Genomic DNA, 24909 nt, shown 5'->3' with positions numbered 1-24909 from the left:
GGTCGCGGCGCCTTCGGCCTCGCCCCGGAATTCGGCGTGCTGGACGGGGCGGGCCTCGCCGCCCTGGCGGATCTGGCAGAAGAATTCGGCGACGGCACGCTGCGCCTCACCCCCTGGCGCGCGCTGCTGCTGGCGGGCGTCCGCCGCCCTGCCGCGCTGGCGCGGGCCACCGCCGGCTGGATCACGGACCCGGCCGATCCGCGCCGCCGCGTGGTGGCCTGCCCGGGCGCGGCGGGCTGCGCCAGCGGCCAGGCCGACACCCGCGCCGATGCCCGCGCCCTGCTGGCGCGCGGGGCGGTGTCGGCGAAGGGCTTGCTGCATCTCTCGGGCTGCGCCAAAGGCTGCGCGCATCCCGCGCCGGCGACGGCGGTGCTGGTGGCGGCGCCCGATGGCTATGCCCTGCTGCGCCAGGCCCGCGCCGGGGATTCACCGCTCCGCACCGGGCTGACCCTTGCCGAAGCGGCGGCCGAACTGGAACGAGCCGGACTGGAACAGGAATGAGCGGCTACGACTACATCCGCGACGGCGCGGCGATCTATGAGAAATCCTTCGCCACCATCCGGGCGGAGGCGGACCTCGCCGGCTTCACCGCCGCCGAGGCGCGTGTCGCGGTGCGTGTCATCCATGCCTGCGGGCTGGTGGAGGTGGCGCGGCACATCCGCTTCGCCCCCGGCTTCACCGCCGCAGCCGAGGCCGCGCTGCGCGCCGGGGCGCCGGTGCTGTGCGACGCCAAGATGGTGGCGCAGGGCATCACCCGCCCGCGCCTGCCCGCCGCCAACGAGATCCTCTGCCTGCTGGACGACCCGCGCGTGCCGGAGCATGCCCGCGCCATCGGCAACACCCGCTCCGCCGCCGCGCTGGATTTCTGGGGGGAGACGCTGCGCGGCGCGGTGGTGGCCATCGGCAACGCGCCCACCGCGCTGTTCCACCTGCTGGAGCTGCTCGACGCGGGCGCGCCGCCGCCCGCCGCCATCATCGGCCTGCCGGTGGGCTTCGTCGGCGCCGCCGAGTCGAAGGCGGCGCTATCGGCGTGGAACCTCGTGCCCTGGATGATCGTGGAAGGCCGGCAGGGCGGCAGCGCCATGGCGGTGGCCGCAATCAACGCCCTGGCGACGGAGCGGGAATGACGTTCGGCACGCTGCACATCCTGGGCGTCGGCCCCGGCGATCCGGAGCTGGTGACGCTGCGCGCCGCGCGCATCCTGGCGCGCGCCCCGGCCTATGCCTTCTTCGCCAGGCGGGGCCGGCCGGGCCATGCCTTCACGATCGCCACGCCGCACCTGAACCCGGCCGCCGCGGCGCTGCGCTTCGAATACCCCTACACCACCGAGATCTCCGTGGAGGATGGCCGCTACGCCGCGGGCATGGCCGCCTTCTACGAGGACTGCGCCGCCACGCTGGCCGGGCGCCTCGGCGCGGGCGAGGATGTGGCGCTGCTCTGCGAGGGCGACCCCTTCCTCTACGGCTCGGCCATGTACCTGTTCGACCGGCTGCGACCGCGCTTCCCGGTGGAGGTGACGCCGGGCATCACCGCCATGTCCGGCTGCTGGTCCCGCGCCCTGGCGCCGATGGTGCATGGCGACGACATCCTCTCGGTTCTCCCCGCCACCATGCCGGCGGAGGAACTGGCGGCGGCGCTGGGGCGGTGCGACGCGGCGGTGGTGATGAAGCTCGGCCGCAACCTGCCCAAGCTGCGCGCCGTGCTGGACGCGCTGGGCCTGACGGCGCGCGCCCTCTATGCCGAGCGCGGCACCATGCCGGGCGAGGTGATCCTGCCGCTCGCCGAACGCGACGACAGCCCCGCCCCCTATTTCTCGCTGGTGCTGGTCCCAGGGCGGCAGGGGGTCCGATGACAAGAAAAGCCATGTTCTTTTTTGAAAAAAAGAACCAAAAAACTTCTGTCCGTTTAGCGTCCCGCTTCGACGGGGGACCGTGCCCCACTGACAAAAGTCTTTTTGCTTCTTTTTCTTCAGAAAAAGAAGGCGCTACATGTCCTGGCTGAAGATCATCGGCCTCGGCCCCGGCGCGGATTCCCTCCGCACGCCCGAGGCCAGCGCGGCCCTGGCCGAGGCCACCGACATCATCGGCTACGGCCCCTATGTCGCCCGTGTGCCGCACGCCCCCGGCCAGCGCCGCCACGAGACGGACAACCGGCAGGAACTGGAGCGCGCCCGCCACGCCCTCGCTTTGGCGGCGGAGGGGGCGCGGGTGGCGGTGGTCTCCTCGGGCGATGCGGGGGTGTTCGCCATGGCCAGCGCCGTGTTCGAGGCGCTGGAGGGCGGCCCCGCGGCCTGGCGCGCGCTGGATGTCGCGGTACTGCCCGGCCTCTCGGCCATGTTCGCCGCCGCCGCCCGGCTCGGCGCGCCGTTGGGGCATGATTTCTGCGCCCTCTCCCTCTCCGACAACCTCAAGCCCTGGCCGCTGGTCGAGCAGCGGCTGCGGGCGGCGGCGGGGGCGGGATTCGTGGTGGCGCTCTACAACCCCATCTCGCGCGCGCGGCCGTGGCAGTTGGGCCGTGCCCTGGAAATCCTGCGGGAGATGTTGCCCGGCGGGACCCCCGTGGCCTTCGCCACCGCCGTCAGCCGGCCGGAGGAGGCCATCGCCATCCAGCCACTCGCGGAGGCCGACCCGGCGCGGGCCGACATGCGCACCCTGGTGATGATCGGCACGGCGCAAAGCCGGCTGATCCCGCGCGGCGAGGGGCGGCGCCCCTGGCTCTACGCCCCTCGCTCGGCGCGCAGCGCGTGAAGCCAGGCCAGCGCCGCCTCCGCATCCGGCACGGCGCGCAGCCCTTCGGGCGCGGGCGGGCGGGCCAGCAGCAGCACCGGCAGCCCGGCCTCGCGCGCCGCCTGGAGCTTGGCCTCGGTGGCCGTGCCGCCCGAATTCTTGCTCACCAGCACGTCGATGCGGTGGGCGCGCAGCAGGGCGCGCTCCCCCTCCAGCGTGAAGGGGCCGGTGGCGGCGATGACGGTGGCGCGCGGCGGCAGGCTCTCCGGCGCGGGTGGATCGACGCTGCGGATCAGGTAGTCGTGCTGCGGGGCGGCGCGGAAGGGCACCAGCTCCTTCTGCCCCACCGTCAGCCAGACGCGGCGCGGTGCTTCCCCCAGCGCGGCGGCGATGGCGGGCATGTCCGGGAATTCGCGCCAGTCATCACCGGGCGTGGGGCTCCAGGCGGGGCGCTCCACCCGCAGCAGGGCTACGCCCGCCAGGGCGGCGGCCGCGGCGGCATGGCGCGTCATCTGCGCGGCGAAGGGGTGGGTGGCATCGACCAGCGCCGCGATGCCTTCGGCGCGCAGGTAGGTCACCAGCCCGGCCACGCCGCCGAAGCCGCCCACCCGCGCCGGCAGCGGCTGCGGCAGCGGCGCCCGCGTGGCGCCGGCGAGCGAGAGGGTGGCGCGGAAGCGCGCATCCCCGGCGAGCGCCTGCGCCAGCGCCCGTGCCTCGGTCGTCCCTCCCAGCAGCAGAACCCGCATCGCACCCCGTCATGAGCAGCACACCCTGGCTCTCCATCATCGGGCTGGGCGAGGATGGCGTCGAGGGCCTCTCCCCCGCCGCGCGCAGCCTGCTGGAAGGGGCGGAGGCGGTGTTCGGCGGCGCGCGGCACCTGGCGCTGGCGGCGGGGCATCTGAGCGGCTCGGCACATCCCTGGCCCAGCCCGATGCTGGCCGGGCTGCCCGCCCTGCTGGCGCGGCGCGGCCGGCCCACCGCCGTCCTGGCCTCGGGCGACCCGTTCTGCTTCGGCATCGGCGCCACGCTGGCGCGGCATGTGGCGGCGGGGGAGTTCCTGTGCCTGCCGGCGCCCTCGGCCTTCGCGCTCGCCTGCGCGCGGCTGGGCTGGGCGATGCAGGATTGCGCCACGATCTCCTTCTGCGGCCGGCCGCTGGAGCGGCTGCTGCCGCTGCTGCAGCCGGGCGCGCGGCTGCTGGCCCTCTCGGCCGATGCCGCCACCCCCGCGCAGGTCGCCGCGCTGCTCTGCCGCCACGGCTTCGGGCCGACGCGGATGGTGGTGCTGGAGGCGCTGGGCGGCCCGCGCGAGCGCCACCATGAGACCAAGGCGGAAGCCTTCGCCCATGCGCCGGACCCGCTGAACATGCTGGCGCTGGAGGTGGTGGCGGGCCCCGCCGCGCGGGTTCTGCCCTTGGCGCCCGGCCTGCCGGAAGCGTTCTTCGAGCAGGACGGGCAGATCACCAAGCGCGAGGTGCGCGCGGTGACCCTGGCCATGCTGGCGCCGCGCCAGGGGGAGCTGCTGTGGGACATCGGCTGCGGCAGCGGCTCGGTGGCGATCGAGTGGCTGCTGCGCCACCCGGCCAACCGCGCCATCGGGCTGGAGCCGCGCCCGGAGCGGGCGGCGGGCGCGGCGCGCAACGCGCTGGCGCTGGGCGTGCCCGGGCTGCGCCTGGTGCGCGCCGCCGCGCCGGAGGGCCTGGCCGGCCTGCCCGCGCCGGATGCTGTGTTCGTGGGCGGCGGCGGCGGGCAGCCCGGCGTGCTGGAGGCGGCCTGGCAGGCGCTGCGCCCCGGCGGCCGGCTGGTGGCGAATGCCGTGACCATCGAGACTGAGGCCGTGCTCTACGCCGCCCATGCCCGCTGGGGCGGCGCGCTGACGCGCCTCGGCGTGGAGCGCCTGGACCGGGTGGGCACGATGCACGGCTTCCGCCCGGCGATGACGGTGACGCAATACGTGGCGGAGAAGCCATGGGCCGAGGCCGGCGCGGCCGCGGCGATGGCTTCCCCCTTGGCGGTGGCCGGGCTCGGCGCGCGCCCCGGCGTCTCGGCGGCGGCCATCGTCGCCCTGGTGCGGGAGGCCGAGCGGCGCTCCGGCCTCGCGGTGGGGGCGCTCGCCGCGCCCTGGTTCCGGCGCGAGGTGGCGGCGCTGGCCGAGGCGGCGGCCACGCTCGGCGTGCCGCTGCACTGGGTCGAGGAGGAGGCGCTGGGCGCCGTGCAGCCGCGATGCCCCACCCCATCCGAGACGGCGCGCCGCGCCACCGGCTACGCCGCCATCGCCGAGGGCTGCGCGCTGGCGCTGGGTGGCCGCCTGGCGCTGCCGCGCATCACGGGGGAGGGCGTGACCTGCGCCCTCTCGCTGGAGGAATAAGGCCATGACCGTGCATTTCATCGGCGCCGGACCGGGTGCCGCGGACCTCATCACGCTGCGCGGGCGGGACCTGCTGGCGGCTTGCCCGGTCTGCCTCTATGCCGGCTCCATCGTGCCGCCGGCGCTGCTGGCCCACTGCCCGCCCGGCGCACGGCTGGTGGACACCGCCCCGCTCGACCTCGACGCCATCGAGGCCGAATACCTCCGCGCCCATGCGGCGGGGCAGGATGTGGCGCGGCTGCATTCAGGCGATCTCTCCGTGTGGTCGGCCATGGCGGAGCAGGTGCGGCGGCTGGAGCGCCACGGCATCCCCTACACCGTGACGCCGGGCGTCCCCGCCTTCGCCGCCGCCGCAGCCGCCCTCGGGCGGGAGCTGACGGTGCCGGAGCTGGCGCAGAGCGTGGTGCTCACGCGCATCTCCGGCCGCGCCTCCGCCATGCCCCCGCGCGAGACGCTGGAGGCCTTCGGCGCCACCGGCGCCACGCTGGCGCTGCACCTGGCCATCCACGCGCTGGGGCGGATCGTCGAGACCCTCACCCCGCTTTACGGCGCCGACTGCCCGGTGGCGGTGGTGGTGCGCGCCTCCTGGCCGGATGAGCGGGTGGTGCGCGGCACCCTGGCCGATATCGTGGCGCGCATGGAGGAGGCCCCGGCCGAGCGGACGGCGCTGATCCTGGTCGGGCCCGCCCTGGCGCCGGAGGGGTTCCGCGAGAGCGCGCTCTACAGCACGGATTATCAGCGCCGCTTTCGCGGGCGGGATGATTGAAGAAAGGGAAGGGTTCTTTTTTGGAAAAAAGAACCAAAAAACTTTTGTCAGTCTGGCGTGGCGCCAAACGCGAAATGTCTTCTGCTTCTAATCTTCGCTGCTCTCGGCCAGCAGCGCCCCGTCCCGGCCGAACAGCGCGACACCGACGCGGATGGGCGCCCCCTCCACCACGCGCTGCGCCACCCGGCGGGCTTCCTCCGCCACGACGCGCGGCAGGCCGATGCCCTCGGCGCCAGCCAGGGTGAAGGCCTCCAGCGCCGTGTTGGCCGTGGCGATGCGCGCGGCCAGCGCCTCCCCCGCCCCCGCGGCGCGGGCCAGTTCCGCCAGCGCCGGCAGGTCCACCGCGCCGCGCCGCGAATGCAGGTCCAGCCGCCCCTGCGCCAGCTTGGTGAGCTTGGCCAAGCCCCCCGCGATGGTAACGCGCGGGATCGGGTGCGCCCGCAGGTATTTCAGCATGCCGCCGACGAAATCGCCCATGTCGATCAGCGCCTGCTCGGGCAGGGCGTGGTGGCGGCGGATGGCTTCCTCGCTGGTGCTGCCGGTGGCGCCCGCCACATACGCCAGCCCCGCCGCCCGCGCCACGTCAATGCCGCGATGGATAGAATGGATCCAGGCCGCGCAGGAATAGGGCACGACGATGCCCGTGGTGCCCAGCACCGAAAGCCCGCCCAGGATGCCGAGGCGCGGGTTCATCGTCCGCTCCGCCAGCGCCGCGCCGCCGGGGATGGAGATCTCCACCCGCGCATCCGCCTCGCCGCCCGCCACCTCGGCGAGCGCGGCGCGGATCATGGCGCGCGGCATCGGGTTGATGGCGGGCTCGCCCGGCGGCAGCGGCAGGCCGGGCAGCGTGACGGTGCCAACCCCCTCGCCGGCGGCGAACACCACGCCGGAGCCGGGCGGCAGGGCGCGCACCGTGGCGCGGATCAGCGCGCCATGCGTCACGTCCGGGTCGTCGCCGGCATCCTTCACCACGGCGGCCATGGCGCCGCCATCCGGCAGCAAGGCGTGTTCGACCAGGGCGAAGGCGGGGCGCTCGCCGCGCGGCAGGGTGATGGTCACCGGGTCGGGGAAGGCGCCGGTCCGCAGCGCGGCGAAGGCGGCCTTGGCCGCCGCCGTGGCGCAGGCGCCAGTGGTCCAGCCACGGCGCAGCGGGGGGTTCTGCTCGTGCACGGGGCAAGCTGTATCGCCCCGCGCCGCGCCTGTCATGCGGCGCCTACCGCCCGAGGCTGAGCGCCGAGAGCGCGGCGCATTCGGCCAGCACCGCGCAGGCGCCCAGGATGTCGCCCGTATGGCCGCCCACCTGCCGCCGCGCCAGCCAGGCCACGCCCAGCCCGACCAGGGCGGCGGCGAGCGTGGCGGCGAGCGCGGCGCCCGCCGGCAGCAGCAGGAAGGCCAGCCCCACCCCGAGCGCGAGGCCCGGCGGCACGCCCGCACGGCCGAGCCCGGCGGCCAGCCCGTCCGCCCGCGCCGGGCGCAGCAGGCCGAGCGGGAGGAGCAGCGCGGCGCGGGAGAGCGCGCCCGCCGCCGCCCAGGCCAGCGGCGAGGCCAGCAGCGCCAGCGCCGCCCCGCGCAGCCCGAGCGAGAGCAGCAGCGCCAGCGCGCCATAGCTGCCGATGCGGCTGTCGCGCATGATGGCGAGCTTGCGCTCGCGGTCCCGCCCGCCGCCGAAACCGTCGGCCATGTCGGCCAGCCCGTCCTCGTGCAGGGCGCCGGTCAGCAGCAGCAGGGCGGCCAGCGCCCAGGCCGTGGCCAGGGCGGGCGGCATCCCGGCCCAGAGCAGCAGCGCCTGCGCTCCCCCCGCCAGCCCCCCCGCCAGCGCGCCGGCCAGCGGATAGGCCCAGGCGGCGCGGGCGAAGCCCTCCGGCGCCTCCGGCATCGGCCAGCGGCCGAGCGGCAGGCGCGTCATCAGCCCGAGCGCCGCGCCGAGTTCCGCCCGGCGCGCGGCCAGCCAGCCGATGAGCCAGCCGCTCATCCGGCCGCGCCCGAGATGCCCGCCTCGTCGAAGGTGGCCATGCCGGCGTGGCAGGCCAGCGCCGCGCGCAGCAGCGGCACGGCGAGCGCGGCGCCCGAACCCTCGCCCAGCCGCATCCCGAGATCGAGCAGCGGCGCCTGGCCGAGCGCCGCCAGCAGCCTTGCGTGCCCCGCCTCGGCCGAGCGATGCGCCACCCGCGCATGGTCCAGCCCGCCGGGGGCGAGGCGCGCCAGCGGCGCGGCGGCGGCGGTGCAGACGAAGCCGTCCAGCAGCACCGGCACGCCCCTGCGCCGCGCTTCCAGCGTGGCGCCGAGGATCGCCGCCAGCTCCCGCCCGCCGAGGCGGCGCGCGGCCTCCAGCGGGTCGGCGAGCGCGGGGGCGTGGCAGGCGAGGGCGGCATCCACCGCGGCGCGCTTGCGGGCGAGGCCGGCCTCATCCACGCCTGTGCCGCGCCCGGCCCAGGCGGCGCCGCCGCCGCCGAACAGCGCGGCGGCCAGCGCCGCGCCGGCGGTGGTGTTGCCGATGCCCATCTCGCCCAGGCAGAGCAGCCCCACCCCCGGCTCCAGCGCGGCGGCGCCCTGGTTCACCGCGTCCAGGAACGCCGCCTCGTCCATCGCGGGGGCGGCGGTGAAGTCCTTGGTCGGGGTGTCGAGCGCCAGCGGCACCACGCGCAGCGCCGCCCCGGCCACCGCCGCGAGCTGGTTGATGGCGGCGCCGCCGGCGGCGAAATTGGCCACCATCTGCGCCGTCACCGCCGCCGGGTAGGGCGAGACGCCGCGCGCCGCCACGCCATGATTGCCGGCGAAGACCAGCACCTGCACCCGCTCCAGCATTGGCAGAGCGCGGCCCTGCCAGCGCGCCATCCAGGCGGCGAGTTCCTCCAGCCGGCCCAGGCTGCCGGGCGGCTTGGTCAGCCGTGCCTGGCGGGCCGCCACGGCGGCGGCGGCGGCTTCGTCGCCCGCCGGAAGGGCGGCGCAGGCGGCGCGGAGGGCATCGAGGCTGGGATAGGCGGGCATCACGGCTCCTGCGCGGCGATGACGTGGAAGAAGCTGCCGCTGACCCGGCCGCGCCGCCCGCCGCCGGGGCCGAGATCGGCGCCCGCGGCGTCGCGCAGCGTGGCCAGCGGCGGGTCCCCGCCCGGGGTGGTGACCGTGGCGTAGTGGAATTCGTGCCCGCGCAGCACCGCGCCGGCCGGGCCGAGCACGCCGCCTTCCAGCAGCCGCGCCTCGCGGTAGCCGAGGTTCATCTTCCGCCGCGCGAAGCTGGTGGCGTGGCCGAGCAGCCCGGCCATGGCGTGCCGCTGGCCCTCCGCATCCTCCAGCCCCTCGCCCAGCACCATGTAGCCGCCGCACTCGCCATGCACGGGGCGGGTGGCGGCGAAGCGGCGCAGGCCGGCCAGGAAGCGCGTGGCGGCGGCCAGCCTTCCGGCGTGCAGCTCGGGGTAGCCGCCGGGCAGCCAGCAGGCGTCGCAATCCTCGGGCGGCGGCGCGTCCTCCAGCGGGGAGAAGGGCACCAGCGCGGCGCCGGCCTGCCGCCAGCCCTCGGCGATGTGGGGGTAGAGGAAGCTGAAGGCGGCATCCTCCGCCACGGCCACGCGCTGGCCCGGCGGCGGCAGCGGGCGGGCGGCGGCGGCGGGCGGCATGGCCAGGGGCGCGGCGTCGGCCAGGATCGCCTCCAGGTCGAGATGCGACTCGGCGAGGTCGGCCAGCCGCTCCAGCAGCCCCGGCAGGTGACCCAGCTCGCGCGCCTGCACCAGCCCCAGATGCCGCTCCGGCAGGGCGATGGCGTCCTCGCGCGGCAGGGCGCCCAGCACCGGCAGCCCGGCCGCGGCGATGGCCTCGGCCGCGCCGCGGCGGTGCCGGGGGCTGGCCACGCGGTTCAGCACCACGCCGCCCACCCGCACATCCGGCCGCAGCGTGGCGAAGCCATGCGCCACCGCGGCGGCCGATTGCGACTGGCCGGAGACGTCGAGCAGCAGCAGCACCGGCAGGCCGAGCCGCGCGGCGAGATCGGCGGCGCTGCCCTGGCGGCCGGGCGCGCCCCCCGCGCCGTCGAACAGCCCCATGGCCGATTCGACCAGCAGCAGGGAGAGCCCCTCCGCCGCCGCGCGCGCCGTGGCGTCGAGCAGCGGCCCCGGCATGGCCCAGCTGTCCAGGTTGCGGCTGGGGCGGCCGCAGGCGGCGGCGTGGAAGGCGGGGTCGATGTAGTCAGGGCCGGATTTGGCGGCGCCCACTGCCAGGCCGCGCCGGCGCAGCGCGGCCAGCAGCGCCAGGGTCAGGGTGCTCTTGCCTGCGCCCGAGCGGGGCGCCGCGACGATCCATCCATGCGTGGTCATGCGCCTGCTCCAGCCCCGCGCCGGGCGCCGGAGGGCCAGGAGGCGGGGTGGCGCGGCTTAGCACGATTCGGCGCCGGTGCCTGCCATCCGGCGGCGCGGCCTGATGCACCGGGAACACAGTGCAGACGCCAGCGCAGCAATATGGCGTAACAACTTGATTTCGCGAACGCACAATCGGCGGGCCGGGGCGTTCTCTCCCTTGCCCTGGTCCAGGCCGGCACGGTATTCCAGCGCCGGGCACCACCGCGCCGCAGCCCTGATGCCTTCCGGCCGTTCCGGCCCCGCCGCTCCCCGTTCCGGGCGCGCCCGGGCGGGGGCCGGAGCCGGCATCCGGTCGCGGTGCCTCCCTGCCCGGGGCGGGAACCGGACCGGGACACGGGCACGGCCACGCCCGCCCGCGCCATTCCAGTTTTCCGCAGCCAGTCCGCGGCAGTCACCGCGCGCAGTATCAAGAACGGAGAGGAGATGGGTATGGTTCAGCGCCACCCGCTTCCAGACATGCGCCCGACCACCTCCCTCGCCGGGGCGTCGTCCAGCAGGGTCCGCCGTGGCCTGGCGGGGTTGCTCATGCTCAGCACCCTGTTCGCCTCCACCGCCGCGATGGCCGCGCCCTTCCGCTGCGCCGATCCTGAGGCGCAGGCGATGTTCGAACTCTCGGCCCTGAAGACGGAGCTGATGGTCGTCGCCACCACCTGCGACACCGAGAAGCCCTACAACGACTTCATCACCCGCTACCGCTCGACGCTGAGCAGCAACGACATGGCGGTGATCCGGCACTTCACCGGGCGCGACCGCCGCGCCGGGCAGCGGGCGAACGACACCTTCATCACCAACCTGGCCAATGCCCGCGCCCAGGAAGCCAACCGCATCGGCGCCGATTTCTGCGCCCGCAACGCGCGGCTGTTCGAGGAAGTGATGGCCCTGCCCTCCGCCACCGAGCTGGCGCCCTACGCCGCCGCCAAGGACCTGCTGCCGGCCACGCTGGGCAGCTGCGTCTCCAGCGCCTCGGCGCCCGCCGCCCCCGCTCCCACCCGCCGGGCTTCCCGCTGATGCGCCTTCATGCTGCCTGGGCCGCGCTGGCCCTGCCGGCCCTGCTCGCCGCCTGTGCCCAGCCCCAGTCCGGCCCGGCCGCCCTGCAATCCAAGCGGCCGATCTTCGCCGCCGACCTGCAGGGCGCCGCGCAGCTCTGCACCGTGCAGGACGAGCCGAAGCTGGTCGATGCCCAGCAGACCGACGTGCCGATGACGGTGCGCAACGATGGCGGCTGGTGCGCCGTCCGGGTCTCCCGCCCCGGGCCGGAGCCGTTCGATGCCGGGCTGCTGACCAGCCGCCCGTCGCGCGGCCGCGTGCATGTGCACAGCGTGGGCGACTGGACGCGCATCGACTACACGCCGGACCCCGGCTTCTCGGGCGCCGACAGCTTCGTGGTGCGGCTGCTGCCCGGCTCCACCAGCGTGAAGGTGAACGTGACGGTCGAGCCCGGCGCCGCGGCGGCGACGCCTGCCGCCGTCACGCCGCGCGTCACGGCGCCGCCGGCCACCAGCACCGCCCCGGCGCGCAGCACGGCGCCCGCCCGCAGCACCACGCCGGCGCGCAGCACCACGCCCACCCGCCGCGCGCGCTGACACGGATGCTCTGACACGGATCGGGCCGGGGAAGGCCCGATCCTCTCCCGGCCCGGTCCTCTCCCGGCCCGGTCCTCTGCCGGTCCTGCCGCCTACGCCCTGCCGCCTACCCGGCCAGCCGCTCCGCCGGGATGGCCATGTAGACGCGGCGGAACCCCTTCTCCTCGCGCCGCTCCAGTTCGGCGAAGCCCAGCCGGGCGTAGAAGGCGAGGTTGCGCTCCATCCGCTCATTGGTCAGCAGCCGCACCTCGGGCAGGCCGCGGCGCAGCGCCTCCCCGCCCACGAAGCGCATCAGCGCCCGGCCGAGGCCGGCCCGCTGCCGCGCCGGATCGACCGCGACGTTCTCCAGCCAGAGATGGCTGCCGGCCGCCTCCAGCACCAGCAGCCCGGCCAGTCCGCCATCCTCCGCCTCCAGCACCCAGGCCTGGCCGGCGGCGATGCGGGCGGCGTAGTCGTCGTCCATCGGCGCCGGGCGGCGGCCGATGACGGGCAGGTAGGCGGCATAGGCCCGCCCCACCAGGGCGGCGAGGGCCTCCGCCTCCTCCGGCCGGGCGGGCCTGAGCGGCGGGAGGCTCACACCGCCGTTCCGCCGATGGTCAGGCCGTTCATCTTCAGCGTCGGCTGGCCGACGCCCACCGGCACCCCCTGCCCCTGCTTGCCGCAGGTGCCGATGCCGGGGTCGAGCGCCATGTCGTCGCCGATCATGGAGACGCGGGTCAGCGCCTCCGGCCCGTTGCCGATCAGCATGGCGCCCTTCACCGGCGCGCCCACCTTGCCGTCCTCGATCAGGTAGGCCTCGGACATCGAGAAGACGAACTTGCCGCTGGTGATGTCCACCTGCCCGCCGCCGAAATTCACCCCCCAGATGCCGCGCCTGACGCTGGCGAGGATCTCCTCCGGCGGCGTGTTGCCGCCCAGCATGACGGTGTTGGTCATGCGCGGCATCGGCGCATGGGCATGGCTCTGGCGGCGGCCATTGCCGGTGGCGGCCACGCCCATCAGCCGGGCGTTCTGCCGGTCCTGCAGGAAGCCGGTCAGGATGCCGTCCTCGATCAGCACGGTGCGGCCGGAGGGGGTGCCCTCGTCATCCACCGTCAGGCTGCCGCGCCGGTCGGGGATGGTGCCGTCATCGACCACCGTGATGCCGGGCGCGGCGATGCGCTGGCCGAGCAGCCCGGCGAAGGCCGAGGTCTTCTTGCGGTTGAAGTCGCCCTCCAGCCCGTGGCCGATCGCCTCGTGCAGCAGGATGCCGGGCCAGCCGGGGCCGAGCACCACCTCCATCTCGCCGGCCGGGGCGGGGATGCTGTCGAGGTTCAGCACCGCCTGGCGCAGCGCCTCGTCCACCGCCGCCTTCCACACCGCCTCGCCCACCACGCGGCTGTAGCCGAAGCGGCCGCCGAGGCCGTGGCTGCCGGTCTCGCGCCGCCCGCCCTGCTCCACCACCACCGAGACGTTCAGCCGCACCAGCGGGCGGAGGTCGGCCACCCGCTCGCCGCCGGCGCGCAGCACCTGCACCGCCTGCCACTCGCCGGTCAGGCTGGCCATCACCTGCGTCACGCGGCTGTCGCGGCCGCGGGCATAGGCGTCGATCTCCGCCAGCAGCGCCGTCTTGGCCGGGAATTCCAGGGCCGAGAGGGGGTTGGCGTCGTCGTAGAGGCGGGCGTTGGTGGCGCGCGGCGCCACGGCGAGATGGCCGGAATGGCCGGCCGCCACGGCGCGCACCGTGGCGGCGGCGCGGGCCAGCGCGGCCTCCGAGATCTCGCCGCCATGCGCGTAGCCGGCCGCCTCGCCGGCCACGGCGCGCAGGCCGAAGCCGCGCGTGGCGTCGAAGCTGGCGGAGCGGATGCGGCCATCGTCGAGGCTGATCGCCTCGCTCTCCACATATTCCAGGAACAGCTCGCCATCCTCGGCGCCGGAGAGCGCCTCCGCGAGCTGGCGCTCCGCCGCGGTGCGGTCGAGGTCGCGGAAGAACAGCCGGTCGGTGGTCTCGATTGCGCTCATTCCGTCTGCTCCTGTTGTTGTTCCGCCGCCTCGAGCCGCAGCCGCGCGACGGTGCCCAGGCCCCGCGTGCTCTCCAGGGCCAGCGTGGCGCCCATCGACTGCGCCAGGGCGCGCGCCAGGTAGAGGCCCAGCCCCGATCCGGCATAGCGCCGGGCATGGGTGGTTTCCAACTGCACGAAGGGCTCGAAGGCCCGCTCAAGCTGCCCCGGCTCGATGCCGATGCCGTTATCGGCGATGCGTACCTCCACCCCGCCATCCGGCAGGAGCGCGGCGCCGATCCGCACCGCGCCGCCCTGCGGGGTGAACTTCACCGCGTTGGAGAGCAGGTTGAGCAGCACCTGGCGCAGCCGCCGCTCATCGGCCAGCACGCGCGGCAGGGCCGGCAGCGCCTCCACCGAGAGCGCGACGCCGCCGGCCTCGGCACCGTTGCGCATCAGCCGCACCGCGCCCTCCAGCACGCTGGCCAGATGGAGCGGGCGGGTCTCGGCCGCCAGCGTGCCGGTGCCGGCCTTGGCCACCTCCAGGATCTCGTCGATCAGCGAGAGCAGGTGGCGGCCGGCCTCCAGGATGGTGCCGGCGAACTCGGCCACGTGCGGCCCCTGCGGCTCGGCCTGCAACGCCTCCGAGAAGCCGATCACGGCGTTCAGGGGGGTGCGCAGCTCGTGGCTCATGGTGGCCAGGAAGCGGCTCTTGGCAGCGTCCGCCTCCTCGGCCAGGGCGCGGGCATGCTCGATGGCGGCACGCACGCGCCGCTCCTCGGTCACGTCCGTGTAGGTGCGGACATAGCCGCCATCCGGCGTCGGATCGGTGGTGATCTCGAGCACCGAGCCATCGGGGCGGATGCGGCTGTAGCGGTCCAGCCGTGGCACCAGGTTGACCGCGCGGCTGGTGTAGAGCTCGTCCGCGGCCGCGCCGGTGCCGAACTCGCCGGTCTCGTACTGCCGGCGGCGCAGCACCGCGAGCGGCGTGCCGGGCGCCATGTCCTCGGGCCGCAGCCCGATCATGCGCGCCGCCAGGGCGTTGGCGGCGACGACCTTGTGCTCGGCGTCGAACAGGCAGACGCCATGGCGCATGCTGTCGAGCATGGCCTGCAGCAGGCTGGCGCGCTGCTGGGCGGCCGCCTCGGCCCGCCGCAGGGGCGTGACGTCGCTCACCACCGCGATGTGCCCGCCATCGGGCAGCATCGCGCCATGCGTGCTGACCACGGTGCCGTCGGGCCGGGTGCGCTCGCGGCCCGTGGGGCTGAACGCGAACTGGCGGCGGAACACCATCTCGGCGGTGACGCCCGGCCCGTACTCGCCCTGCGCCTCGCGGCGGCGGCAGATCTCCATCAGGTGCTCGCCCACCCGCAGCTCGGCGCCCTTCAGCAGGCGCTGATAGGCGTCGTTGACCATGCTCAGCCGCCGGTCGGGGCCATAGACGCAGACGCCGTGCGGCAGCGCCGCCAGCACGCCGTCCAGAAGGGCGGCGCGGCGGGTGGCCTCGTTGCGCGCCTGCTGCAGCTCCGTCACGTCCTGCAGCGAGACGAGGAAGCCGCCCTCCGGCGTCGGCTGGCTGATGGAGCTGATGGCGCGGCCATCCGGGCGCTGGCGGACCTGCTGGTGCGGCCGGCTGCGGTCGATGGCCATGCGCTGCTGCCGCAGCGTCTCGGCCAGCTGCGGCTCCATGGCCTGGTGCAGCGCCATCTGGTCGAACACCGCCTCGAAGGTCATGCCGAGCCGCAGCGTGCCGGGCGGCATCTCCAGGATCCGCTCATAGGCCTCGTTGAACAGCACCAGCCGGGCCTGGGCGTCGTAGAGGCCGATGCCGGAGGGGTGGTAGCGCAGGGCGTGGTCGGTCAGCCGCTCCCGCAGGTGGCTGGTCTCCAGTGCCCGGCGGTGCAGGGTGACGTCGACCACCAGGCTGATCCAGCCGCCATCCGGCAGGGGCTCGGAGAGCAGATCGAACCAGCGGCCATCGGTGGTGCGGGCGGTGCGGCGCAGCCTCTGGTTGCGGTCCGCCGCCAGGGCGGTGGCCGTCTGCGCCTCCGGGTCGCCCGGCCCGTACAGGCCGCTATAGGCGATGAGCCGGATGATGTCGGCCACCGCGCGGCCTTCCAGCGGCGGCTCGGGGGTCATGCCCAGCACGTCGTAGGCGGCCGCGTTGGCCATGGCCAGCCGCCCGGTCCCGTCGAAGACGAAGACGGCGGCGGGCAGCGCCCGCAGCACCGCCAGGGGCAGATCGCCCGGCGCCATGCCCTGGCTCATGGTGGTCGGCTCATGGAGATGCTCATCGGGCGGCCATGCGGGGCGGCCGCAGGGCGTGCAGCGCCACCAGCGCCGCGGTGAGGACGCCGACGGCCACGGTCTGGTGCAGCGTGCCGAGCCAGACCGGCACCACCATCACCAGGGTGGCGACGCCCAGCACGTATTGCAGCGCCACCACCCCGCCCAGCGCCAGCACGGCGCCGCGGGCGAAGCCGGCCGGCAGGGCGCGCGCCCCCCAGGCGGCGGCGGCCAGCGCCGCCACGCCCGCCAGGGTGGCCAGCAGGCGGTGGTTGAACTGCACGGCGGCGATGTTGGTCGTCAGGTTGTTCCAGAAGGGGGAGAGCTGGGCATAGCCCTCGGGGATAAGCTGGCCGTCCATCAGCGGGAAGGTGTTGTAGGTGAGGCCGGCGCGCAGCCCGGCGACGAAGCCGCCCGCCAGCATGGCCAGCACCACTAGCCCGGCCGTGGCGTGCACCAGGCGGCGCAGCCCGGCGGGCTGGCGGGGCCCGGTGCGCTCCGGCCGCAGCAGGCCGAGCGCCGTCCAGAGCACCATGCCGTAGAGCACCAGGGCGAGGCCCAGATGCAGCACCAGCCGGTAGGGGGAGACGGCGGTGCGGTCCGCCTCGAAGCCGGAGGCGACCATGAACCAGCCCACCGCCCCCTGCAGCCCGCCCAGCGCGAACAGCAGCAGCAGGCGCGGCTTCAGCCCGGCCGGGATGCGCCCGCGCACCCAGAACCAGACCAGCGGCAGCAGGAAGGCGAGGCCGATCATCCGCCCCCAGAGGCGGTGCGCCCATTCCAGCCAGAAGATCTGCTTGAAGCCCTCGATCCCGAAGCCGCGGTTGACCAGCTCGTATTGCGGGATCGTGCGGTAGAGGTCGTAGAGGCGCTGCCACTCGGCCTCGGAGAGCGGCGGCAGGGCACCGGAGAGCGGTGCCCATTCCATGATGGACAGGCCCGAGCCGGTGAGGCGCGTGGCGCCGCCCAGCGCCACCATGGCCCAGATCAGGCCGGCGACGCCGAGCAGCCACCCGGCGATGGCGCGGCGGCTGTCCTGGCGGGCGGAATGTGGAGGGTGCGGATCGAAAGGCATGGCGCGCCACTCTAGCATAGGGTTTCTGGCAGAGGTGGTCCGCCAGGACGCATTAGCAATGCAGCGGGGCGGACCCGCGACGGCTTGTCGGCCCCGCCCATGGCTGCTACCCCGCGCGCCCATGCCGGACCATCCGCGCACCGCCGCAGCCGAAAGCACCGGCATGAGCCCTGCCGACCCCCTCCTCTCCGTCGTCGTCCCCGTGCGGAACGAGGCGCCCAACATCGCGCCGCTGGTGGCCGAGATCGGTGCCGCCCTCTCCGGCGTGCCGCACGAGATCATCTATGTGGATGATGGCTCGTCCGACGCCACGGCCGAGGCGCTGGCCGGCCTGCGGGCGACGGTGCCGGCGCTGGTGGTGCTGCGGCATGCCGTCTCCTGCGGGCAGTCGGCCGCCATCGTCACCGGCGTGCGGGCCGCGCGCGGCGCCTGGATCGCGACGCTGGACGGCGACGGGCAGAACGACCCGGCCGACATCCCCGCCCTCTGGGACTATGCGCGGGCGCATGGCACGCCCGGCCAGCCGCCCCTGATGGTGGCGGGCTGGCGCGTCAACCGGCGCGACAACCAGGTGAAGCGCCTCTCCAGCCGCCTCGCCAACGGCATCCGCGCCCGGCTGCTGGGCGACGCCACGCCGGACACCGGCTGCGGCCTGAAGCTGTTCCCGCGCGCGCTGTTCCTGAGCCTGCCGGCCTTCGACCACATGCACCGCTTCCTCCCCGCCCTGGTGCTGCGCCAGGGCGGCCGGGTGGTGAGCCGCCCGGTGAACCACCGCCCCCGGCTGCGCGGCCAGTCCAACTACGGCACGCTGGACCGGCTGGCGGTGGGCGTCACCGACATCCTGGGCGTGATGTGGCTGCAGCGCCGCTGGAAGCGGCCGCAGCTCCTCGCCGCCCCGCCGGCATCAACGACGGCCTCATCGCCAGCCTCATCGCCGCCCTCATCGCTGGCCGCCACGCCCGAATGAGCCCGCAGGGGCCCGCCGCCCGCCGCAGCCCCTTCGCCGCGCTGGGGCGCATGCTGCTGCTGGCGGCCGGCCTCGCGCTCGGCGGCTGGCTGCTGCGCGAGCTGGGCGGCGCCCCGGGCGGCGCCCAGGCCGAGGCCTGGGTGCGCCGCTTCGGCCTGGAGCAGACGCTGTGGGGCGAGGCCGCCTTCCTGCTGGTGGGCACGGTGGCGGCGGCGGTGGGCGTGCCCCGGCAGGCCATCGCCTTCCTCGGCGGCTATGCGCTGGGGCCGTGGCCGGGGCTGGCGCTCTCGATGCTGGCGCAGGTGCTGAGCTGCGCCGCCGCCTATGGCTGGGCCCGCATGGTCGGGCGCGGCTGGGCGGAGCGGCGCCTGGCCGGCCGCTTCGGCCGCCGCCTGCGGCCGCTGCGGGACGCGCTGGCGGCCAGCCCCTTCGGCGCCACCCTGGCGCTGCGGCTGCTGCCGGTGGGCAACAACCTGGCGCTGAACCTGCTGGCCGGCCTCTCCGGCCTTCCCGCCCTGCCCTTCCTGGCCGCCTCGGCGCTGGGCTACGTGCCGCAGACCGCCATCTTCACCCTGGCCGGCGCCGGCGTGGCGGTGGAGCGCAGCTCGCAGCTGGTGCTGGCGGGGGTGCTGTTCCTCGGCTCGGCGCTGATCGGCGTGCTGCTGCTGCGGCGGCACCGCGCCGGGCGCGCCATGGAGGCGGAGGAGGGCTGAGCCCTCAGCGCCGCCCGCCGGCGATGCGCCGCGCCTCCGGCAGCGCCCGCAGCCGCGCCATGCAGAGGATGCCGAGCAGCGGCCCCGGCACCAGCACCAGGAAGGCCCATTGCCAGCCGCCCAGCGCCCCGGCGGCCAGCGGCAGCAGCCAGATGGCCAGCGCCGTCAGCCCGAAGCCGAGGCCGAGTTGCGCGGTGAGCGCCGTGCCGACCAGCGCCGGGTCGCCCACCTCCGTCACCACCGCCGAGAACTGCGCCGAATCGGCGATCACCGTGGCGCCCCAGAGCAGGCCGATGGCCAGCAGCAGCCAGGCCGGCCCCGCCCAGGCGAAGCCGATCAGCCCGGCGCAGCCGCCCGAGAGCGCCATCAGCCCGATGGTGAGGGTGGTGCGGCCCAGCCGGTCCGCCAGCCAGCCGGCCAGCACGCAGGCCGGCGCGCCGGCGGCGACGATGAGGAAGGTGAGCAGCGAGGCATCGCCGCCGGTGGCGCCGGGCCGGGCGGCGAGGAAGGCCAGCATCCAGCTCCACATCGCGTAGAGCTCCCACATGTGGCCGAGATAGCCGCCGGTGGCGAGCAGCACCGCCCGGTTGCCCAGCGCCTGCCGCAGCCGCGCCGGCTCGAACCGGGCGCGCGGAAAGGGGTAGGGCCCCTCGCGCAGGAACAGCAGCACGCCGACGCCCCCCGCCAGCGTGGCCGCGCTGGCCGCCAGGATGACGCCCTGCCAGGGCAGCCCGCCCCCCGCATTCACCGCGTGCGGCAGCGCCGAGCCGAGGGTGAGCGCGCCGATGACGCTGCCCAGCGCCACGCCGCGCCCGCTCCGGAACCAGGTGGCGACGAGCTTCAGCGCCGGCGGGTAGAGGCCGGCCATCAGCACGCCCGTGGCGACGCGCAGCACGATGGCGCTGCCCGGCCCCGGCGCCGCCAGCAGCGCCAGGTTGGCCAGCGCCGCGCCGAGGGCCGAGGCGGCCATCAGCGTGCGCGGCGGCAGCCGGTCCGGCAGGCCGGTGAGCGCCGCGCCCAGCGCGCCCAGCACGAAGCCGAGCTGCACGGCGATGGTGAGCCACCCCGCCACCGCCTCGGAGACCGCCCAGAGCGCGCGCAGCTGCGGCAGCACCGCGGCGGCGGAGAACCAGGTGGTCATGCAGAGCACGACGCAGCCGCAGAGCGCGAGCAGCACGCGGGTGCGCCCTTCCGGCGCGGGGGAGGCTGTCATGGTGGGCGGGGCCTTGCGCGTTTCCTCAGGCCCTGCGGTGTGCCGCAGCCGGAGGCGGGCGGCAACGGCCGCCCGCCTCCCTCAGCCCTGCCCGGCCGAGACGGCGCTGACCAGCGCCAGGAGCTCCTGGCCCGGCCGCAGCCCCAGCCGCGCCACCGCCTCGCGCGTCACCCGCGCCAGCAGCAGGCTCTCGCCCACCGCCAGCCGCAGGAAGCATTCCGCCTCGCCCAGCGCCTCCACCGCCCGCAGCGTGGCGGGCAGCACGTTGCCGAGCGAGAGGGTGGAAGGCAGGGTTCCGGCCAGCGCGCCGCCAGGCAGCGCCACCGCCACGTCCCGCGCCCGCACGCGCAGCCGCAGCGCCGCGCCCACCGGCGCATCCCGCCAGGAGATGGAGAGCCGCCCGCCGGGGAAGTCCAGCAGCGTCAGCCCGGCCGCGCGGTCCTGCGCCGCCACGCGGCAGGGCAGCACCACGCCGGCGTCGCGCCGCGCGGCCAGGAGGGGCAGGTCGGTGCGCGCGGTCAGCGCCGCCAGGGGGCCATGCGCCAGCACGCGGCCGCCCTCCAGCAGCACCAGCGTGTCCGCCAGCCGGTCCGCCTCATCGATGGCGTGGGTGACGTAGAGCATGGGCAGGCCGGCGCGGTCGCGCAAAGCCTCCAGGAAGGGCAGCACCTCCTGCCGGCGGGGCGCGTCGAGCGCCGCCAGCGGCTCGTCCAGCAGCAGCAGGCGCGGGCGGGCCAGCAGGGCGCGGCCGAGCGCCACGCGCTGCTTCTCGCCGCCCGAGAGCCGCGCCGGGCGGCGGCCCAGCAGCCCCTCCAGCCCGAGCAGCGCCACCACCTCGGCGAAGCCCGGCCCCTCGGCGCCGCGGGGCGCGCGGCGCAGCCCGTAGCGCAGGTTCGACTCGACGGAGAGGTGGGGGAACAGCCGCCCCTCCTGGAACACCGTGGCGCAGCGCCGCCGCTCCGGCGGCAGGAACAGCCCGGCCGCCGTGTCGGTCAGCGGCGCGCCCGCCAGTGCCACGCGGCCCTCGGCCGGGCGCAGCAGCCCGGCCACCGCCGCCAGGATGCTGGACTTGCCGCTGCCCGAGGGGCCGAACAGCACCGTCACCCCCGCCGGCGCCGTGAATTCGGCCTCCAGCGCGAAGGCGCCCAGCCGGTGGCGCAGCGCGACCTCCAGCATCACGCTCATGGCCGGCCCAGCAGCCGCGCCAGCCGGCGCGAGAGCAGGTCGGCCGAGAGCAGCCCGGCGATGGCCAGCGCGAAGGCGATGCCCGCCAGCCGCGCCGCCGCCGCCTCGCCCCCCGGCACCTGGGTGGCAGTGTAGATGGCCAGCGGCAGGGTCTGCGTCTCCCCCGGCACGTTGGAGGCGAAGGTGATGATGGCGCCGAACTCGCCGAGCCCCGCCGCGAAGGCCACCACCGCGCCGGAGAGGATGCCGGGCGCCATCAGCGGCACGGTCACGGTCAGGAAGCGGTCCAGCCGCCCGGCGCCGAGCGTCGCCGCCGCCTCCTCCAGCCCGCGGTCCAGCCCGTCCAGCGAGAGGCGGATGGCGCGGACGATCAGCGGGAAGGTCATCACCGCCGTGGCCAGGGCGGCGCCGGCGCTGGTGAAGGCCAGGCGGATGCCGAACCACTCGGCCAGCGGCGCGCCGAGCGGGCCGCGCAGGCCGAACAGCATCAGCAGCGCCCAGCCGGTGACGACGGGCGGGACCACCAGGGGCAGGTGCACCACGGCGTCGAGCAGCGTGCGGCCGGGGAAGCGGCCGCGCGCCAGGGCCAGCGCCACCAGGATGGCGGGGGGCAGGGAGAAGGCCACGGCGCGCAGCGAGACGCTCAGCGAGAGGCGCACGGCCTCCCATTCCTCCGGCGTCAGCATCGGCGGCGCGCGCCTTTCCCGGGCCTCCCCGCTCCTCTCATTCGGGCAGGGAGAAGCCGGCGCGGCGCCAGCCGGGCGCGGCCTGCGGGCCCTTCAGGAAGGCCAGCAGCGCCCCGGCGCCGGGGGCGGCCTCCCGCGTCAGGGCGAAGGGATAGGTGATGGGCGGGTGGCTGCCGGCGGGAAAGCGGCCGACCACCGCCACCCGGTCGCTCGCCGCCGCGTCGGTGCCGTAGACGATGCCGAGCGGCGCCTCGCCCCGCTCCACCAGCAGCAGCGCCGCGCGCACATTCTCGGCCCGCGCCAGCCGGGGGCGCAGCGCATCCCACAGGCCGAGCTGCGCCAGCGCCTGCTCGGCGTAGCGGCCGGCCGGCACATGCGCGGGGTCGCCCACCGCCAGCCGCCCGCCCGCGCCCAGCCGCGCGGCGATGCCGGCCGGCGCAACCGGCGCCGGCTGGTCGGCCGGCGCCACCAGCACCAGCGTGTTGCCGAGCACGGGGGCGCGCGTCTCCGGCCGGATCAGGCCGCGCTGCTGCAGGTAGTCCATCCAGGGCTCGTCGGCCGAGGCGAAGAGGTCGGCTCGCGCACCCTGCCCGATCTGCCGCGCCAGCACCGAGGAGGAAGCGAAGGACAGGCGCAGCGGCGCCCCGCCCGCCGCCCGCCAGGCCGCGTCCTGCGCCTTCAGCGCATCCTGCAGGCTGGCCGCGGCGAAGACGGTGAGGGCAGCAGGCGCCTGCGCCTGCGCAGCGCGGCACGGCAGGAGGGCGGGAGCAGCCAGCAGGCTGCCGAGCAGGGCGCGGCGTTGCATGGGCGGCGACGTTATGTTCCGTCGGATACAACGGCAAGCCTGGAATGCGGCCCGCCCGCATGCTTTGCTGCCCGCCATGGAACAGGGGCGGAACGGCGCGCCGCCGGCGGTGCGGCATCTGCGGGTGGCGGTGGTGGGCGCGGCGCAGCTCGGCCCCGGCAAGGCCGACCTGCTGCAGGCGGTGGCCGAGCTGGGCTCGATCAGCGCCGCCGGCCGCGCCACCGGCATGTCCTACGCCCGCGCCTGGCGGCTGCTGGAGGCGCTGGAGGCGGAGTTCGGCCAGCCCCTGGTGCAGGCCTCGCGCGGCGGCAGCAGCGGCGGGGGCGCGCGCCTCACCGCGCTGGGCGAGGCGGTGCTCGGCGCCTACCGCCGCATGCAGGCCAAGGCCGAGGCCGCCGTGGCGCCCGAGGTGGAGGCGCTGCGCGCCCTGCTGCGGGCCACGGCCGCGGGCTGACGCGCGGATCTGTTTCCCCGTTCCGCCGTCGGCCATATAGTCGCCCGCGCCCCGCGACGAGCCTATCCGGCCAGGCGAAACCGACTGGAGACACCATGTCCGCCCTCAGGGTCACCTACCTGACGCTCCCCGACCAGGCCGGCGGCCTGCTGCTGAATGTCGGCGACCGCGTGATCTATCGCGGCGTGCGCAACATCATGCACGCCGCCATCGGCCCGCACCACGAGACCATCCGCTACCTCTCGGACCGCGAGCCGCTGCCGGCGGACACCGACATCGCCATCATCTGCGGCACGCCGCAGATCCTCAACTCCGGCACGGTCAGCCGCAACGTCGAGCGCATCGCCGAGGTGGCGGAGAGCGACGTGCCGGTGAAGATCAACCTCGGCGCCGGCGCCTTCTACTTCGACGCCTTCGGCGAGGACCGCCCGGCCGCCGACCGCGCCTTCGCCGAGCGCGTGCAGGGCGCGGGCTCCGCCGGCTACTACCGCCGCTATGGCGGCTTCGACCTCGTCACCTGCCGCGACATGGCGGGCGACGCGGTGTTCAACACCCTGGGCATCGCGCACCAGCCGATGCCCTGCCCCGGCTTCTTCTCGGCGCTGTTCGAGCCGCGCCCGCTGTTCCGCCGCAAGGAGCAGCTCGTCTCCGTGCTGAACGGCACGGCCAGCTTCTGGAACCGGGTGGATGCCGACGTCCACCTCTTCCTCCGCCAGCTGCACGAGGCCGACCCCAGCCGCATCTTCATCGCGCATGACGAGCAGGACATGCAGATGCTGGACGAGCTGGACATCCCGCATGTCGAGTTCGGCGACGCCGACAGCTTCATCCGCTACCTCGCCACCGCCGAGAGCCTGATCTCGCTGCGCGTGCACGGCGCGCTGCCGGCCTGGACGCTGGGGCTGGACGTGACGCTGCTCGGCATCGACCGGCGCGCCCTGCTGGGCGAGGATTTCGGCGCCCACTTCAACGTCGTGCCGCTGCGCAAGGATGCCGACTTCGCCTCCGTGCTGAAGCCCGGCCTGGGCCGCCCGCGGCAGACGGACGAGGAGCGCCGCGCCTGGCTCGCGCGCCATCTCGGCCGCTACGTCTCGCTGATCCGCGACACGGTGCGGGGCAAGCTGGGCGCCGAGCCGCCGCCCGGCGTGCCGCTGCACGGCAGCGGCCTGCCGGAGCCGGCCGAGCCGGAGAAGCGCCCCTCGCAGGGCCGCTACTTCCGCAGCCTGTTCCACAGCCAGAAGCCGGACTTCCCGGTGGAGACGGAGCTGCTGCGCTCCGGCCAGGCGCACCAGCGGGAGAATGGCGCGCTGGTGGTGACCTTGTCCGACAAGGTCACCATCGCCTTCGGCCCCTATATCCGCATCCCGCGCGGCGCCTGGCTGCTGCGGGCGCGGCTGACCTTCGAGGCCGTGCCGCCCGCGCCCGAGCCGCCGGAGAACTCGATCCTGCCGGTACCGCCGCGCGCCAAGATGTTTGATATCAAGATCATGAAGGGCGTGCCGGGGCGGGAGCTGGCACGGGTGACGGTGCCGGTGGCCGAGCTGAAGCCCGGCGCGGAGATGACGCTGGAACTGCCCTTCGAGAACCCGAGCGACACGGGCGAGCTGGAGACGGTGTTCCAGATCCGCGGCGGCCCGCTGGAGGGGGCGGTGGTGCGCATCCAGCCGCTGCGGCTGCTGCGCCGCGAGGCCGCCCTGGCCGGCTGAGCCGGCTGAGCCGGGAGGGAAAAGAGCGGGCGCGGGGGGGGAACCCCTTTC

Annotated in this window: 25 protein-coding genes and 1 pseudogene; 13 read left to right on the top strand and 13 right to left on the bottom strand. The window is 75.6% G+C overall.

Features of this window, described 5'->3' with window-relative positions:
• From ACZJYS_RS10815 to cobJ, 4 genes are all read left to right on the top strand, one after another.
• Nucleotides 1–501: ferredoxin-like domain-containing protein (locus tag ACZJYS_RS10815; RefSeq protein ID WP_493177855.1), on the top strand; the 501-nt coding region annotated here is incomplete at its 5' end.
• Entirely contained in the window at nt 498–1127 is a 630-nt protein-coding gene (locus tag ACZJYS_RS10810; RefSeq protein ID WP_493177851.1) for a precorrin-8X methylmutase, read from the top strand. The genes ACZJYS_RS10815 and ACZJYS_RS10810, both read left to right, overlap by 4 nt.
• Complete coding sequence (locus ACZJYS_RS10805; protein ID WP_493177849.1) at nt 1124–1852, top strand: precorrin-2 C(20)-methyltransferase; 729 nt, start codon at nt 1124–1126, stop codon at nt 1850–1852. The genes ACZJYS_RS10810 and ACZJYS_RS10805 overlap by 4 nt, the downstream gene beginning before the upstream one ends.
• Before the next feature lie 136 nt (nt 1853–1988).
• Nucleotides 1989–2747, top strand: coding sequence for a precorrin-3B C(17)-methyltransferase (gene cobJ / locus ACZJYS_RS10800; RefSeq protein ID WP_493177847.1), 759 nt, complete (start codon nt 1989–1991; stop codon nt 2745–2747).
• On the opposite strand, the gene ACZJYS_RS10795 is transcribed toward cobJ, so the two are convergent.
• On the bottom strand, nt 2717–3472 hold the full coding sequence (locus tag ACZJYS_RS10795) for a cobalt-precorrin-6A reductase (protein ID WP_493177845.1): 756 nt from the start codon (nt 3470–3472) through the stop codon (nt 2717–2719). The genes cobJ and ACZJYS_RS10795 overlap by 31 nt on opposite strands.
• Before the next feature lie 11 nt (nt 3473–3483).
• Between ACZJYS_RS10795 and cbiE the strand changes: the two are divergent.
• From cbiE to cobM, 3 genes and pseudogenes are all read left to right on the top strand, one after another.
• Nucleotides 3484–4701 (top strand): annotated as a pseudogene (gene cbiE, locus ACZJYS_RS10790) (precorrin-6y C5,15-methyltransferase (decarboxylating) subunit CbiE); the annotation flags it as partial.
• Between the two features lie 18 nt (nt 4702–4719).
• Nucleotides 4720–5091, top strand: coding sequence for a cobalamin biosynthesis protein (locus ACZJYS_RS10785; RefSeq protein WP_493177857.1), 372 nt, complete (start codon nt 4720–4722; stop codon nt 5089–5091).
• A 4-nt stretch (nt 5092–5095) separates the two neighbouring features.
• On the top strand, nt 5096–5857 hold the full coding sequence (gene cobM / locus ACZJYS_RS10780) for a precorrin-4 C(11)-methyltransferase (protein ID WP_493177843.1): 762 nt from the start codon (nt 5096–5098) through the stop codon (nt 5855–5857).
• Nucleotides 5858–5944: 87 nt separating this feature from the next.
• Here the strand turns inward: cobM and ACZJYS_RS10775 are convergent, their stop codons facing one another.
• From ACZJYS_RS10775 to ACZJYS_RS10760, 4 genes are read right to left on the bottom strand one after another with little or no spacing between them, the layout of a single operon-like run.
• Entirely contained in the window at nt 5945–7063 is a 1119-nt protein-coding gene (locus ACZJYS_RS10775; protein ID WP_493177841.1) for a cobalt-precorrin-5B (C(1))-methyltransferase, read from the bottom strand.
• A 7-nt stretch (nt 7064–7070) separates the two neighbouring features.
• Nucleotides 7071–7829, bottom strand: coding sequence for an adenosylcobinamide-GDP ribazoletransferase (gene cobS / locus ACZJYS_RS10770; protein WP_493177839.1), 759 nt, complete (start codon nt 7827–7829; stop codon nt 7071–7073).
• Nucleotides 7826–8845: a nicotinate-nucleotide--dimethylbenzimidazole phosphoribosyltransferase gene (gene cobT, locus ACZJYS_RS10765; protein ID WP_493177836.1), complete on the bottom strand. Its 1020-nt coding sequence runs from the start codon at nt 8843–8845 to the stop codon at nt 7826–7828. The genes cobS and cobT overlap by 4 nt, the downstream gene beginning before the upstream one ends.
• A complete protein-coding gene (locus tag ACZJYS_RS10760; RefSeq protein ID WP_493177833.1) occupies nt 8845–10164 on the bottom strand; it encodes a cobyrinic acid a,c-diamide synthase CobB in 1320 nt (439 codons plus the stop codon). The genes cobT and ACZJYS_RS10760 overlap by 1 nt, the downstream gene beginning before the upstream one ends.
• Before the next feature lie 567 nt (nt 10165–10731).
• On the opposite strand from ACZJYS_RS10760, the gene ACZJYS_RS10755 reads away from it, so the two are divergent.
• Nucleotides 10732–11214, top strand: a complete 483-nt coding sequence (locus ACZJYS_RS10755; RefSeq protein ID WP_109515580.1) for a hypothetical protein — start codon at nt 10732–10734, stop codon at nt 11212–11214.
• Nucleotides 11214–11789, top strand: a complete 576-nt coding sequence (locus ACZJYS_RS10750; protein WP_109515581.1) for a hypothetical protein — start codon at nt 11214–11216, stop codon at nt 11787–11789. Before ACZJYS_RS10755 ends, ACZJYS_RS10750 begins: the two co-directional genes overlap by 1 nt.
• Before the next feature lie 106 nt (nt 11790–11895).
• Here the strand turns inward: ACZJYS_RS10750 and ACZJYS_RS10745 are convergent, their stop codons facing one another.
• Genes ACZJYS_RS10745 through ACZJYS_RS10730 form a run of 4 tightly spaced genes read right to left on the bottom strand, consistent with a single transcriptional unit; the run spans nt 11896 to nt 17129 of the window.
• Complete coding sequence (locus tag ACZJYS_RS10745) at nt 11896–12366, bottom strand: GNAT family N-acetyltransferase (protein WP_493177828.1); 471 nt, start codon at nt 12364–12366, stop codon at nt 11896–11898.
• Nucleotides 12363–13790 carry a metalloprotease TldD gene (tldD, locus tag ACZJYS_RS10740; RefSeq protein WP_493177826.1) on the bottom strand — a complete coding sequence of 476 codons (1428 nt, stop codon included), beginning with the start codon at nt 13788–13790 and terminating at the stop codon, nt 12363–12365. The genes ACZJYS_RS10745 and tldD overlap by 4 nt, the downstream gene beginning before the upstream one ends.
• A complete protein-coding gene (locus ACZJYS_RS10735; RefSeq protein ID WP_493177823.1) occupies nt 13787–16036 on the bottom strand; it encodes a PAS-domain containing protein in 2250 nt (749 codons plus the stop codon). Before ACZJYS_RS10735 ends, tldD begins: the two co-directional genes overlap by 4 nt.
• 22 nt (nt 16037–16058) lie before the next feature.
• Entirely contained in the window at nt 16059–17129 is a 1071-nt protein-coding gene (locus ACZJYS_RS10730) for a COX15/CtaA family protein (protein ID WP_493177821.1), read from the bottom strand.
• A 163-nt stretch (nt 17130–17292) separates the two neighbouring features.
• Here ACZJYS_RS10730 and ACZJYS_RS10725 point away from each other — a divergent pair, with 163 nt between their 5' ends.
• Together ACZJYS_RS10725 and ACZJYS_RS10720 are read left to right on the top strand one after the other, a co-directional pair.
• Nucleotides 17293–18096 carry a glycosyltransferase family 2 protein gene (locus ACZJYS_RS10725; protein WP_493177818.1) on the top strand — a complete coding sequence of 268 codons (804 nt, stop codon included), beginning with the start codon at nt 17293–17295 and terminating at the stop codon, nt 18094–18096.
• The gene (locus ACZJYS_RS10720; protein WP_493177817.1) at nt 18093–18809 is read left to right on the top strand and encodes a TVP38/TMEM64 family protein; all 717 of its coding nucleotides are present in this window, start codon (nt 18093–18095) and stop codon (nt 18807–18809) included. Before ACZJYS_RS10725 ends, ACZJYS_RS10720 begins: the two co-directional genes overlap by 4 nt.
• A gap of 4 nt (nt 18810–18813) precedes the next feature.
• Here ACZJYS_RS10720 and ACZJYS_RS10715 read toward each other — a convergent pair whose 3' ends face one another.
• The 4 genes from ACZJYS_RS10715 to modA form a co-directional block, all read right to left on the bottom strand.
• The gene (locus ACZJYS_RS10715) at nt 18814–20022 is read right to left on the bottom strand and encodes an MFS transporter (RefSeq protein ID WP_493177814.1); all 1209 of its coding nucleotides are present in this window, start codon (nt 20020–20022) and stop codon (nt 18814–18816) included.
• An 81-nt stretch (nt 20023–20103) separates the two neighbouring features.
• Nucleotides 20104–21207: a molybdenum ABC transporter ATP-binding protein gene (modC, locus tag ACZJYS_RS10710; protein ID WP_493177812.1), complete on the bottom strand. Its 1104-nt coding sequence runs from the start codon at nt 21205–21207 to the stop codon at nt 20104–20106.
• On the bottom strand, nt 21204–21893 hold the full coding sequence (gene modB / locus ACZJYS_RS10705; protein WP_493177808.1) for a molybdate ABC transporter permease subunit: 690 nt from the start codon (nt 21891–21893) through the stop codon (nt 21204–21206). Before modB ends, modC begins: the two co-directional genes overlap by 4 nt.
• A gap of 37 nt (nt 21894–21930) precedes the next feature.
• Nucleotides 21931–22698 (bottom strand): molybdate ABC transporter substrate-binding protein, encoded by a 768-nt coding sequence (modA, locus tag ACZJYS_RS10700; protein WP_493177806.1) that lies wholly within the window; start codon nt 22696–22698, stop codon nt 21931–21933.
• A 76-nt stretch (nt 22699–22774) separates the two neighbouring features.
• Here modA and ACZJYS_RS10695 point away from each other — a divergent pair, with 76 nt between their 5' ends.
• Complete coding sequence (locus ACZJYS_RS10695) at nt 22775–23152, top strand: winged helix-turn-helix domain-containing protein (RefSeq protein ID WP_109515931.1); 378 nt, start codon at nt 22775–22777, stop codon at nt 23150–23152.
• Nucleotides 23153–23247: 95 nt separating this feature from the next.
• On the top strand, nt 23248–24858 hold the full coding sequence (locus ACZJYS_RS10690) for a hypothetical protein (RefSeq protein WP_493177804.1): 1611 nt from the start codon (nt 23248–23250) through the stop codon (nt 24856–24858).
• Nucleotides 24859–24909: the final 51 nt, after the last annotated feature.

The organism is Roseomonas sp. TS2 (genome assembly GCF_058833935.1).
This window is presented reverse-complemented; position numbering and strand designations above follow the sequence as displayed.